Annotated in this window: 12 protein-coding genes; 5 read left to right on the forward strand and 7 right to left on the reverse strand. The window is 33.7% G+C overall.

Annotated features, from left to right (window positions below):
* Positions 1-179: 179 nt before the first annotated feature.
* The gene (locus B5V89_RS09900) at positions 180-1,565 is read right to left on the reverse strand and encodes a glycosyltransferase (protein WP_066235779.1); all 1,386 of its coding nucleotides are present in this window, start codon (positions 1,563-1,565) and stop codon (positions 180-182) included.
* Positions 1,566-1,796: 231 nt separating this feature from the next.
* Here B5V89_RS09900 and B5V89_RS09905 point away from each other — a divergent pair, with 231 nt between their 5' ends.
* The 5 genes from B5V89_RS09905 (at position 1,797) to B5V89_RS09925 (ending at position 7,160) form a co-directional block, all read left to right on the forward strand.
* The gene (locus B5V89_RS09905; RefSeq protein ID WP_066235778.1) at positions 1,797-2,882 is read left to right on the forward strand and encodes a glycosyltransferase; all 1,086 of its coding nucleotides are present in this window, start codon (positions 1,797-1,799) and stop codon (positions 2,880-2,882) included.
* Between the two features lie 169 nt (positions 2,883-3,051).
* Positions 3,052-4,155, forward strand: a complete 1,104-nt coding sequence (locus tag B5V89_RS09910; protein WP_107920348.1) for a DegT/DnrJ/EryC1/StrS family aminotransferase — start codon at positions 3,052-3,054, stop codon at positions 4,153-4,155.
* A gap of 1 nt (position 4,156) precedes the next feature.
* Entirely contained in the window at positions 4,157-5,236 is a 1,080-nt protein-coding gene (locus B5V89_RS09915) for a Gfo/Idh/MocA family protein (RefSeq protein WP_066235776.1), read from the forward strand.
* Positions 5,233-6,177, forward strand: coding sequence for an NAD-dependent epimerase/dehydratase family protein (locus B5V89_RS09920; RefSeq protein ID WP_066235775.1), 945 nt, complete (start codon positions 5,233-5,235; stop codon positions 6,175-6,177). The genes B5V89_RS09915 and B5V89_RS09920 overlap by 4 nt, the downstream gene beginning before the upstream one ends.
* The gene (locus B5V89_RS09925; RefSeq protein WP_066235774.1) at positions 6,177-7,160 is read left to right on the forward strand and encodes a glycosyltransferase family protein; all 984 of its coding nucleotides are present in this window, start codon (positions 6,177-6,179) and stop codon (positions 7,158-7,160) included. The genes B5V89_RS09920 and B5V89_RS09925 overlap by 1 nt, the downstream gene beginning before the upstream one ends.
* An 82-nt stretch (positions 7,161-7,242) precedes the next feature.
* Here the strand turns inward: B5V89_RS09925 and B5V89_RS09930 are convergent, their stop codons facing one another.
* From B5V89_RS09930 to B5V89_RS09955, 6 genes are all read right to left on the reverse strand, one after another.
* Positions 7,243-8,250 carry a DUF4855 domain-containing protein gene (locus B5V89_RS09930; protein WP_108071764.1) on the reverse strand — a complete coding sequence of 336 codons (1,008 nt, stop codon included), beginning with the start codon at positions 8,248-8,250 and terminating at the stop codon, positions 7,243-7,245.
* Positions 8,251-8,468: 218 nt separating this feature from the next.
* A complete protein-coding gene (locus tag B5V89_RS09935; protein WP_107920352.1) occupies positions 8,469-8,669 on the reverse strand; it encodes a DUF2642 domain-containing protein in 201 nt (66 codons plus the stop codon).
* The gene (locus B5V89_RS09940) at positions 8,669-9,340 is read right to left on the reverse strand and encodes a hypothetical protein (protein ID WP_108071766.1); all 672 of its coding nucleotides are present in this window, start codon (positions 9,338-9,340) and stop codon (positions 8,669-8,671) included. Before B5V89_RS09940 ends, B5V89_RS09935 begins: the two co-directional genes overlap by 1 nt.
* Positions 9,341-9,422: 82 nt before the next feature.
* Entirely contained in the window at positions 9,423-10,712 is a 1,290-nt protein-coding gene (locus B5V89_RS09945) for a nucleotide sugar dehydrogenase (protein WP_244913480.1), read from the reverse strand.
* A gap of 308 nt (positions 10,713-11,020) precedes the next feature.
* Positions 11,021-11,803 (reverse strand): enoyl-ACP reductase FabI, encoded by a 783-nt coding sequence (fabI, locus tag B5V89_RS09950; protein WP_107920354.1) that lies wholly within the window; start codon positions 11,801-11,803, stop codon positions 11,021-11,023.
* A gap of 106 nt (positions 11,804-11,909) precedes the next feature.
* On the reverse strand, positions 11,910-13,763 hold the full coding sequence (locus B5V89_RS09955) for a monovalent cation:proton antiporter family protein (protein ID WP_108071768.1): 1,854 nt from the start codon (positions 13,761-13,763) through the stop codon (positions 11,910-11,912).
* Positions 13,764-13,766: the final 3 nt, after the last annotated feature.

Below are 13,766 nucleotides of genomic sequence, written 5' to 3' on the forward strand. Positions count from 1 at the left end.
TGGCGTAACTGGGCCTACTGGACCATAATGTGTATTTGTGGTTATTTAGTGTTTCTAATAAAGTGATTTAACAAAAGACTTGTAGAGAATTTTTTCTACAAGTCTTTTTATACTTATAAAATTATATACCTACACAAAAAGTCATTACCTTTTTAAAAAAGAAGTAATGACTTTGAACATTAATTTTTTTGAATTGTCCTATACAATGAAAGCATTTGTTTACTATTTTTAACCATGTCATGATTTTTTTCTACATATGCCCTCCCTCTTTTGCCTATTTCGGGAAGCATATCTAAGTTTTTAAGTGCATTTTCAATACAATCTTTTATCGTATCGGGATTAGCTATTATAATCGGAAGGTCTTTTGGGTAGTTTTCTTTCATATAATCACTAATCCAACAAATTACTGGTTTAGACATCGCCATTGTTTCAATCGCAAAAAGCCCATAGCTCCCAATATGGAGTTGATCAATTATAAGATCAGCCTCTCTATAAATTTGTATAGCTTCTTCATGGCTCTTTCCCTGAACCGTAATAAAATCAAAGTTATATTGGTCTTTTAAAGATTCTATAGCTTTTAATATATATTGGGTTCCTTTTATATAGGGGGAAGTTGGGGCATGAGCAATGAGTAATTTATTCTTTTTCTTCTCATTTACAGAAGGCTGGTACTGGTCCATATCTACCATTGCTGGAATGACTGATACATTTTCATAATAATCTTTAACATAATGGTACAGTTCCATATCAAATACTACACAATGTTTTATTTGCTGTGAAAGTTTTTGTAGATTCCATTTAATAAGATCCTCATTTGCATTTTTAACTAATGCATAAGGATTTAATTTTTTCGCTTCTGAAATTAGACGTACATCACTTCCCCAATGCTGCATAACTATTTCCTTTTCTGATGCTTTTAATATCGGAATATCGGACCAATCCAGTGTCAGGCTTGTTCCCCAATGAAAATGAAAAACGTCGTAATTTAGCAAGAATTCTTCTGTCAACTTTCTCAATTGTGTATTGATGGTAGGTGTACTCCGTTGACCAATTAAGGACCATTCATAATCGGAAACATAGTTTAAGTAGTAAGGATAATAGTTTAATGTATGTGAGCTAATTCCAAGTCTTTTTAAACCCTGCGATAATGTATTCATTTGATTAGCAATTTCCATACTTCCTTGAAGGACAGAAAAGCTACTCTGTATATTTACTTTTTCATAAGAATCAAGATCGAAAGGTAATTGAAAAGCTATTTCGATATTATTATTAAGTAACTCTTTTTTTTCCTTATAAACTTGTTCTTGTCCTCTCCTTCCTAAAAGTTGAGATATCATCCACATTAAATATAATAATTTTTTATCCTCTGGAAATAATTCTAGTCCCCTCCATAACCATAGCCATCCGTTTGTTAAATTTCCTTTTTTAATAAAAAAACATGCATTTAAAAAATAATAAGATGATTGGTTTATTTGTTCAGATTCATATTGCTTAAGGAGCTTATTTGCAAGAATTAGATCATTGTCATGTAAAGTTTTTAATATTAAATTTTCTTTTTCACTCATTTTAGTCCTCCTTTTAATTGCCCCTCTAGAGTATTAATTTAAATCCCACTAATACCTTATGATTTATATTCCGGTAAGAAACTGTCTAATGTCTAATTTGATATATGTTAATAAGAAAACCGCCTTCTAAAGCCCTTTCCTACTATTCATAGGTTCCAATCCAAACATTCATTTTGGTATTGAGTAAACTAATATATGGAACTAATAATAATTCAAAAGGAGTTGCTTTTTTTGGTAACGATAAGCCTTTGTATGATTGTAAAAAACGAAGAAGACGTACTTGCAAGAGGATTAGATACGGTCAAAGACATTGTCGATGAAATCAATATTGTCGATACAGGATCCACTGATCGAACAGTTGAAATTGCTAAAGAATATACCGATCGCGTATATTTTTTTGAATGGACGGGGAATTTTGCAGATGCTAGAAATGAGTCTTTTAAATATGCAACGAAAGAATATATTCTTTATCTTGATGCGGATGATGTTTTATTAGAAGAAGATCAAAAAAAGTTAAAAGAATTAAAACAATCCTTAGATCCATCTGTTGATTCCGTTTCCATGTTCTATAATGCAGGTACAGATGAATATGGAAATGTTACACTGCGTTATCGTAGAAATCGTCTGATTAAAACGGAAAAAAATTTTATATGGAAGGGCGATTGTCATAATTACCTTGAGGTATATGGAAAGGTAATTAATTCAGATATATCAGTAACACATAAAAAAATCAGCCATTCTACAGGACGTAACCTCAATATTTATCAAACAAAAATTGATAGAGGAGATATCTTTTCAGCAAGAGATTATTTTTATTATGGGAATGAACTAAGAGAAAATGGACATTATGAAAAAGCAATTGAAAGTTATAACAAAAATATTGCGTTAAAGTCGGGTTGGATCGAAGACAAAGTATATGCTTGTATTAATAAAGCGGATTGCTATCGTTTTTTAGGGGATTTGGATAATGAGCTAAAGAGCTTATTTCAATCATTCGAGTATTCGAAAACACCACGCCCGGAGACATGCAGTAGAATTGGTTACAATTTCCAAAGAAAAAAAGAATATATTCCGGCAGTATTTTGGTATGATATCGCTACGAAATCAGAACCTGACTCTAATCAATGGAGTTTCTCCTACCCTGCTTATTATACTTGGTACCCGCATTTGCAAATGTGCGTTTGTTATTATAATCTAGGAGATTTCCAAAAATCGTACGAACATAATGAAAAAGCATATGATTTTCGTCCAAAAGACGAGAGAATCCTGCATAATAAAAAGTTACTCGAGAAAAAGCTGGGAATTAATCAAAAATAAACACAAAACTTTTTTAGCTGCCATTCCTATGGTAGTTTTTTGTATTATCAGCAAATTTCTTGTATTTCACTTAATTTAATAATGTAATTATTCTAGTTTACATGCCGTTACGACGAAATCAATACTAACATAAGATATGATGATGACATCAAAAGTAAGGAGGAAAATAATGATTCAATTAATAGATTTAAAAAAGCAATTTTTTTCTGTTAAAACAGAAATATTACAAGAAATTGAAAATGTTCTAGAAAGCGGTCAATATGTTCTTGGCCCTAAAGTTGATGAATTAGAAAAAAAGATTTCTAATAAACTTGGTACGTTAGATGCAATCGCTGTTGGTAATGGAACAGATGCTTTAGTTTTAACATTGGATGCTTATGGAATTAGTGCCGGGGATGAAGTAATCACCTCTCCATTTACTTTTTTCGCAAGCGCTGAAGCAATATCCCGTGTAGGGGCTACCCCGGTATTTGTAGACGTAGATCCGGAATCGTACAATATTGATCCTTTAAAGATTGAAGAAAAAATCACTTCCGCAACAAAGGCAATTATTCCAGTACATTTATTTGGTCAATCAGCGGATATGGATGAAATAATGAAAATTGCAAAGAAACATAACTTAATCGTTATTGAAGATGCCTGTCAAGCATTTGGGGCCACCTATAAAGGGGCTCCAGTTGGTTCCTTAGGTGATGCTGCGTGCTTTTCTTTTTTCCCTACCAAAAATCTAGGTACACTTGGGGATGGAGGCATCATTACCACTTCTGATTTAGGCTTAGCCAAGCAAATAAGAAAGCTTCGTACACATGGAACAACGAAAAAGTATTTCCATGATTCTATTGGTTACAATAGTCGACTGGATGAAATACATGCTGCTATTTTATTAGTAATCCTAAACAAAATAGATCACTGGAACAGCAAAAGAAATGATGTAGCAAAACGGTATTATGAAAAACTTTCACAAACAAATACGCTAAAACTTCCAATTGTAAAAACTGATTGCTCCCACATCTATCATTTATTTTGTGTAGGTTCAGATAATCGCGAGAAATTTTTGAAGTTATTACAAGCAAATAATATTCAATCGGGAATATATTATCCGCTTTGTCTGCATTTACAAGATGTGTACTCGCATTTACCGTACAAGTATGGCGATTTCCCAATAGCTGAATCACTCTCAAAAACATTATTTGCACTTCCTATGTCTCCTTTTCTATCAGAAGAAGATCAAAATTATGTGATAGATGTGCTATTAAATGAGGTGAAGGGATAAAGTGACTATTCATTTTGGGATAATTGGTTGCGGATATATTTCCAAACGTCATATAGAGTCTTTAGCGACATGTAAAGATGCCAAACTCGTTGCAGTTAGCGACCTTCAAAAAGATAGAATGAAGGAAGCTGCTCTTCAATATACAAACCTTGCAAATGAACATCATCCAATACATCTTTATGAAAACTACACCGAATTGATAGAAAGTGATGAAGTAGATGCAGTTGTCATTTGTACGATTTCAGGTCTTCATGCTGAAATCGCTAAAATTGCGTTAATTGCGGGAAAACATGTGATTCTCGAAAAACCAATGACATTATCCCTTAAAGAGGCAGATGAATTGAATCAACTAGCAAAGGCGAACCAATGTAAAATTGTCGTTTGTCATCAAATGCGATTTAAGCCCATCATGAAAAAAATAAAACAGGTGATTCAAGATGGGAAAATCGGAAAACCGTATTTAGGTATCGTATCCATTCGACTAAACCGTTCACCTGATTACTATGCATCAGCTCCTTGGCGCGGTGATTGGGAAAATGATGGCGGAATGCTCGTAAACCAAGGGATTCATCTGATTGATTTAATGCAATGGTTTTTAGGGGATGTAGAAAAAGTGTATGGTGATATTTCTTCTTTTTCGAAGACAAAAGAAACGGAAGATATCGCCCTTGGCGTCCTTACCTTTTCAAACAAGGCAAAAGGATTAATCGAAGCAAATGTGATCACTCAACCAAAAAATTTAGGCTATCAACTATCAATATTCGGCGAAAAAGGCTGTATTTCTTTAGAAGGACCTTCATTAAATCAAATAAGCCGATGGTATATCGTTGATGAAGAAACGGATTATGAACATCTAAATGAACTATTGAAAGATAATAACGAACAAGTATATATGTACGAAAATTTTATTCACACCGTACAATATGGAGATGAAAAACTACTTATTGATGGATATGAAGGAAAAAAGGCGCTAGAAACTATTTTTGCTATTTATCAATCATATTTAACAAAAAAGGTGATTGATCTTCCATTAAACAGTTTTTCTACAGCAAATATGAAAAATGAAGGAGGATCGGAATGAATTTCGGTAAGATATTAATTACTGGCGGAGCGGGATTTTTAGGATCACAATTAGTACAGAAAATGCTTCCTTTATCCGATCATATTTATATTATCGATGACCTGTCTACAGGTAATCGATCTTCAATACCTAAAGATTCAAAAATAACATTTTATCATGACAGTATAACAAACGAAGATATTTTAGATGAGGTGCTTCCAAAAGTAGATTACATTTTTCATTTAGCATGTAAAAACCTCGTCTTATCCTATAACAACATACGGGATGATTTTGAAACCAATCTATATGGTGGTTTATTATTACTCCAAAAATCGCAGAGCTTATCACCTAAATTAAAAAGATTTATTTATACGTCTACGGCATCTGTCTATGGAAATGCAACAATTCTGCCAACCCCGGAATCCTATTATAATATCAAACTTCCCTATTCAGCTAGTAAATTTTCAACAGAACATTATTGCCATGTATATCACCATATATATAGTTTACCAGTTACCATACTTCGCTTATCAAATGTGTATGGACCAGGCCAATTAATAAGTAATCCTTATTGCGGAGTTGTGGCTAAATTTTTTGACTCAGCTAAACACGGGAAACCAATGACTATTTTTGGAGATGGAAAGCAAACTAGGGATTTCACTTACATCGATGATGCTTTAGAAGCGATCGTTTTAGCTGCTACACAAAATAAAGCAATCGGTCAGGTATATAATGTAAGTACTGGAAAAGAAACAAGTGTAATTGAGCTCGCTGAAGAAATTAGTGGGATTTGCGGTTTAGAACATGTAGCACTCCAATTTGGAGCAAAGAGAGATGTTGATATTGTTCAAAGGAGATGTCTGGATAACAATAAATTAATCGATTTAGGTTGGAAATGTACGAATGATATCCACTCTGGTCTAACTAAAACATTTGCATGGCTAAAACGAGGTGAAACATGATGAAAATTTTTCATGGGACAGTAGAAATTGCAGGTCAAATGGGGATTTTAAGTGATGCATTGCAAAAAAAAGGCCACTATTCTATCGGCTACAATACCTATTTTTCGTATTTAGGTTATGAAGACTACCTCATAAATACGAATTTTGATTACCTCTCAGAAAAACAGGAAGAGCTTATAGAATACTTTGATATTTTCCATTTTCATTACGCTAAAACATTAAATCCTTCTTTTGAAGATCTACCTCTCATTCAAAAGAAAAATAAAAAAATGCTGATGCACCACTGGGGAAATGATGTAAGATTCCATGACAAGGCAAAAGTGAATAACCCGTACGTAAATACGTGGGATTCCCCTCCAAATGATGTAATTGATCAGGTGCTAACAAAACTTTCTGCTCATATAAAAGAAGCCATCGTGCAAGATTACGAAGTATATGAATATGTAAAGGATTATTATGATAAAGTTCATGTCGTTCCCATTGCTATAAATTTAAGTCAATTCACCCCACGTTTTCCACAAGTCACAAAGGAAAAACCTTTAATTTTACACGCACCAACAAACCCCTATTTTAAAGGAACGGCTTTTATAGAGAATGTTATAGAAGAATTGAGGAAAACCCATAATTTTGACTATAGAAGAATTGAAGGAATGAATCATAAAGAAGTTATTAAGCTTTATGAGGAAGCGGATATCATTATTGATCAAGTTCTTTGTGGATCATATGGGCTATTAAGTGTTGAGTCTATGGCGCTTGGTAAGCCAGTAGTTACTTATATACGTCCAGATCTTATCAGTACTTTCCCTGAAGATTTACCAATTGTCAATGCAAATCCCGACAATCTATACGATCAAGTAAAATTATTATTAGACAATCCAATTTTACGGCAACAATTAGGAATACTCGGAAGGGATTATGTATCTAGAGTACATGATCATCACATTATTGCCGATCAGCTTCTAGCTATCTATGCCCAGCTATGAAAATCTATCAAAACAAAAAAAGCAACCTGATTTGTTAGAAGAAAATCTTACAAGCAGGGTGCTTTTTTCATTTCAAAAACGATTAATAGGAAATCCCAGGATATGAGTAATGTTGATAAATTTTCTTTATAAAAGAGTATATATGGACATACGCAATACGATCATTGTCGTAAATCATCTTCATCGTTTGGTTTGGAAATTGAAAGACTACTAAACTATTATTCATATATCCATGACTTACTCCTAAATTCAAATAGTCATATATATGGGTATCATTAAATAATTTGCCTTTGCCATAAATAATTTGCATACCCGTATGGTAATGACTAGCAAAAGCTGTACTATTTTTAATCCAGCTTATATCTATGTTGGTATTTCCATAATAGTTAGGATTTGCACATGCGGCATCAAATTTGAAATCACTCCATGCCAAACATCCTGATGAACCATAATTAAATAACCATAGTGAAAGGAAGCCGCGATTATGGATGTAATCATTTGTTTCTTTTACTAAATTTTCATCACCTTCATTAATTGAGCTTCTTTGCCATACAAACCCTTTAAATGATAATGTATCATGTAGGTGAGTTTCTTTTTCCCATCGCATGATAAAACTATCAATCCACCATTGAATCGCCTTTATTTGATCAGTCTCGTTAGAAAAATCTAGCTTGTTGCCTAGAACTTTACCGAAGTTTTCTTGTAATGGGTTAGGGTAAGGGATCGTAACCCAAATATCTGTTGTGTCTCCCTTCTTCGTATTTTGTGCTAATGCGCTAAAATTTACATTTTCCTTAAATAAATGATCAATTGCCATTTGCCAATCATTATTTCTGGCTGGCTTCCCAATCCCTGTATGCATGACATGGATAAAATAATCTTTCCTCATTTGAATAGGATTAAATATAAAAGCACGGAACATTTTGTCAACTGGTTTGCCATCAACGAAATAATATTGGTAATGTTCTAAATCCTCTTTCGACCAGTCGATCGTATCAACTTCGGATAAGTCACCGCAAGGTAATACACATATATGGTTTTGAATAGAAAGTTCCTCGGCAGTTAGATAGCCAGTGGACGTATTTGACATAGTTATTGGTCTCCTTTACCTACACTTTTAACATTCGTTTTGAAAATGCCCTCTCTGTATACAGAGTATGTATTTCAACGTTTAACCGTGCAGCTACCCTGCCCTATTTTTATCTATGTTTTAACATAGAGTAGAAATTAACAACCAAGTTTAACAAAACAAAAAAAATCATTCCAAAAGCAGAATGATTTTTTGAAAAAATAAAATATGCTATGAAATTAAAGAATACGAACAAAGTTTATTTCGTCTATTGAAAAATCCGTATGCTTCTTTGAATTGTAATCGACCAATTCAACAATTGTAACACGTTTACCTCTAACTTCTTCCAATAATCCATCAATAGCATCCCTATTCGTATTAATTTCTATGTCGGACCCGATATAGGATGCTAATTCATTAATAAAATATTCTTCAGGCATTAGTCTTCCCTCCCCGACAATTCATAAACTGCTTCAATTCGGTTAAGAGGAATAAGGGTAGTGTATCCAACGATAATATAATCCTGTTCCACCGATAATAATGTCCCGGAAATAGTGCCTGATGATGTTTCTATTTGTATTTGTCGATCAACCAATGAGTTAAGTTGTTTCTTTAATTCACTTACATTTACACTATCTTTATTCAATAGTTTATCCATTTTGGTTGATTCTCGGACTTCGTTTTTATCAATTGTTTTTACTAATGTATTCATTTCATTTCTACTGATTAAAAATTTGGCTACAACCGATTTAACAACGTTTAATTTATCATTTTTGAATATTTTTGCTATGTCGCGCAAGTCAATTTTACCGTCTAATATATTGGCTATAGTTTGTTTATTTACAGGCAGTTTCTCATTAGCCATGTTTTCAATTATTGCTTTTAATTCATTTTTTCTTTTTAAAAATCTCTCTACAATTTGTGGATCAACTTGGAATTCTTTTATTTTAGAAGTTATTGCTGCAGCTTTTGTTCGGGGAAGTTGCCATGAAAAAGCCTCGAATCCTTGTGAAATATTATTAGTAATTTGGCTCGTGATTTGATTAGTCATTGTTTTTATCTCTTGTCGAACGGTTTGAATCGTATCTTTTAGTATCGAATTATTTTCCATACTCACCATCGTCCTTTCTAAATTATTCTACTATCCGCTCCAATCAACATGGTGTTAACAGCAATACTGAACTTAACAAATCCTATACTAGTAATCCATTTCCTAGTTGCTTGATGTTCCCTTTACTTAATGAATCATCCTTATAAACGGCTCTAGTATCATAGATTGCCTTAGCATGTTTTGCGATTAAGTCGGATGGTATTTCCGAATGATCTGTTAAAATAAGGACGATATCATTTTCGCTTATTGATTGGGGATCTAGGGCAATGCATTGTTTTCTTTCACCACTAATTTCAACTTCTGGTATAAATGGATCATGATAAGCAACCTGTGCCCCTTTTTCGATTAATTGTGCGAAAATATCTATCGCTCGTGAATCTCTTATATCACTAATATCCTTTTTGTAAGTCAATCCATAAATAAGGACAGATGGTTTTTCTTTTTCGGCGATCTCAAAAGTACGATGAACGATAAAATCAACTATGTCTTTATTCATTTGATCGGATAAATGTATAAACTGGCTAGATAAACCTTTTTGTTTCATGATAAATTGTAAATAAAGCGGATCAACCGGAATGCAATGTCCACTTATTCCTGGACCTGGATAAAAAGGATGATATCCATAAGGCTTTGTACTTGCTGCATCGATAACTTCCCATAGATTGACACCTATTTCATTACACATTATCGCCATTTCATTCATAAAAGAGATGTTTACAAATCGATAGGTATTTTCTAATAGCTTTGTAAACTCAGCCGCCTCCGTTGATGAAACGGGGACTACATCACTATAAATCTTCGTATAAAGTTCAACTGCCACTTCTTTGCAATCTACAGTTATTCCCCCAACTACTTTTGGCGTATTTTCTAACTCAAATTGTTTATTGCCAGGATCTACTCTCTCAGGAGAATAGGCGAGGTGAAAATCCCGTCCAACGAGAAGACCACTTTTTTCAAGTATTGGTTTTACAATATCCCTTGTCGTTCCCGGATAGGTTGAGCTTTCTAAAACGATTAATTGTCCTTTTTTCATCCTCTTCTGAATCATTTCGGCCGCTGATTGCACATAGTTTAAATTGGGAGATTTGTCATCATTTAATGGAGTTGGAACACAAATAATAATAATATCGACTTTTTCAAGTACTTCAGTATTCGAAGTCGCACTAAATTGATTTGAATGAAGAGCATTTACTAAGGTTTCATTGCTAATATCGGAAATATAGCTTTTCCCATTCTTAATTGATGAAATTTTTTTGACATCTATATCTAACCCAATCACTTTAAAACCCTTTGAAACTAATAGCATCGTTAATGGAAGCCCTACAAACCCTAAACCGATTACTGCTACTTTTGGTGTTTTGTCTTGTATCACTTTGTTGCCCCTTTCTAAAATGTTCTTTTACAAATTATGTTTGAGAAATTATTTCGAAAGGTACAATTCACTATTTTTATTGAAATTCTATCAAAAACCATTATTTGTACTATTTTCGATAGGATTTTTACTTGATTTACATATAGAAGGAAATTCTGAGTTACTTTATGATATGAAGAAAACAAGAATGAGTAAGTGCGATAGTCACTATGTAGATCATCCAATTTAAGATAATGGGTATTATTTAGGGAAAGAAAAAAGTCTCATTTCTAATGAAACGAGACTTTTTAATAACCATTTAGTATTAGTTAATAACCTATTACATGATAGCCTGAATCAACATGGATGTTTTCTCCAGTAATTCCTCTTGCCATATCACTGAAAAGGAATACAGCTGTATCTCCTACTTCCTCTGGTGTTGTACAACGACGAAGCGGTGATTTTTCCTCTACTTCTTTTAAAATTGTATTGAAGTCACTGACACCTTTTGCTGAAAGGGTACGAATCGGTCCAGCTGAAATGGAATTTACACGAATTCCATATTTACCAAGATTACTTGCTAAATATTTTACACTTGCCTCTAATGATGCCTTCGCAACTCCCATCACGTTATAGTTCGTCATAACTCGCTCTCCACCGAGATAGGATAAAGTAATGAAACTTCCTCCCTCAGCCATTAATTCTAAATTTTTCACTTCTTTAGCGATAGCGGAAAGTGAATATGCGCTAATATTTTGCGCCAATAAAAATCCTTCACGTGTAACATTCAAATACTCTCCACTGAGTTCCTCTTTATTAGCAAAAGCTACACAATGAGCGATCCCATGAATAGTGCCAACTTCTTCTTTAATTTTGCTAAAACATGTATGGATTTGTTCGTCACTTGTCACATCACATTGAAGAATAATGGAATTATCCGTTTCAAGTGTTTCAGCTAACTGCTTTACACTTTTTTCCGTACGCTCACGGCCATATGTGAAAATTAAACGTGCTCCTGCTGCATGAAGAGATCGAGCAATTCCCCAAGCAATACTGCGTTTATTCGCAACTCCCATGACTACATAGGTTTTCCCTTGTAAAGAAAGATTCATTTTATTTTCCTCCTAGAATGGATTATGTATAAGTTTATCACAAGTTATTAGTACCTAGTGCTAATTTTACATGATTCATTCTCTTATTAAAAGTCTATATTTAAATTTAATACCATTCACATAATTCTAATTCACGTTTAAGTTCATCTACATATTCCGTTGAACCTGTAACAATCAACCGATCATTCATATGGAGTTCTGTATCCCCATGTGGAATAATCGATTCACCGCCGCGAAAGATTCTGACGAAAATAACATCACCAGTAAAAGGAAATTTGCGAAGGGTCATCCCTTCAAATTGACTATTTAACATGTTGATTTCAAATAGTGAATTTTCCTGATTTGTTAATATTCTCATGACTGCGGGTGATTCGATAAGTGATCGTAGCAAGGCTTGAGTAGATAGAAGAGTTGAAAATACTTCTACATCATGTTCACGTACCTCGTCTTGTAATTGTGGTGACTCAATTCGGGCAATTACTCGATCCACTTTGCGATTCTTTGCTTCAACTGCCAATGGTGTATTGATCTCTTCCTCTCCGGTCATAAATACAATAATATCCGATGTAAAGATTCCTTCTTCTTCCAATGTTATTACTTCATAATCATTTATTTCTTTTACTTTGAAAAGTGAATCAGCAATTTGTTTATCCGCTTTATCTAGTTTCGTATGATATAGTGTAACATCATATAATTTCGGGCTTAATTCTCTCGTAACAGGTAAAGTGAGCTGGTTAGCACCGACTAAGGAAACTTTACGTTTTCTTTCTTGTAAATTTTCCCGAGGAAACAATTTTCTAAATAAAATTGGTGTAATGATGCATGTAATAACCGCTACTAAAATAAACATTCCACTCATTTCTTTTGTAATTGCCCCAATACGTTCAGCAATTTTTGCTGCAGCAATAACCAGTGATAAAGTTGATGTAAGCAAAAAAGCTGATGAAATGACAGTCTTTGTGTCATACCACTTTTTTAGTAAGAAGACCGGGATGAATTTCGATATTAAAAAAGCAATTATGAGTAAAGGAATTAAAATTAATAACTTTTTATCACTAAATAATGACCATAGGTCAAGATCAACACCGACCATAACAAAGAAAATCGGAATTAAAAATCCATACCCGAAAGAATCAAGCTGCCGTACCATTTCTGGATTTGGTGCTAATAAAGATACGAGGGTACCCGCAAGAAATGCCCCTAAAATGTTTTCTGCGCCGACTGATTCTGAAAGACCGACTAGAACAAGTATGAGGGTAAAAACTGCTCGAGTCCCGATTTGCGTCGTCCCTCTTGAAAGTTTCTCGAAGAATGTTTTTTGTTTAAATCGTCTCCCTATGAAATAGAGCAGAACACCAGCAGCAAATAGAATTAAGAGCAGCCACATGTTTCCACCGCCGCCACCGGTTAGCGATACGTAGACCGTTAACAAAATCATCGTTACAAGGTCAGCGATGACAGCGATAAGAAGAATGATTTGTCCTATAGCTGTTTTCATAATGTGAGCGTCCTTCAATGTTGGAACGACAACACCTAGCGAGATGGTGGAAATAATTAATGTTAGTAAAAATACATCGTCTACTAAACCGGCAAAGACAAATAAGTAAGAAAGTAATACAGATATAATAAGTATTCCGATAAAGATTACAGTTGCAACCTTCAATCGATTCGGTTCTTTTTTTCCATTCGGCAAGGTGGCTGCATTTTTCCCTCCAGAAAAAGCAGAAAAATCAATTTCAACTCCACTTAAAAACATAAGAAAAATAAACCCTAATGTTGATAATGTTTGCAGCCACATATCCTTTTCAATTAAATCAAAGCCACTTTTCCCAATAATCAATCCAACGATAATTTCACCTATTACAACCGGTATAGCATTAAGCTTGAAGCGATGTAATAAAAGTGGTGTAAGAAATGCGGCAACAACTACTATTACAACAGATGTGAGTGATCCTTCCATAGT

Origin of the sequence: Heyndrickxia sporothermodurans, from assembly GCF_003055045.1 — a bacterium.
Classification (GTDB): Bacteria; Bacillota; Bacilli; order Bacillales; family Bacillaceae_C; genus Heyndrickxia; species Heyndrickxia sporothermodurans.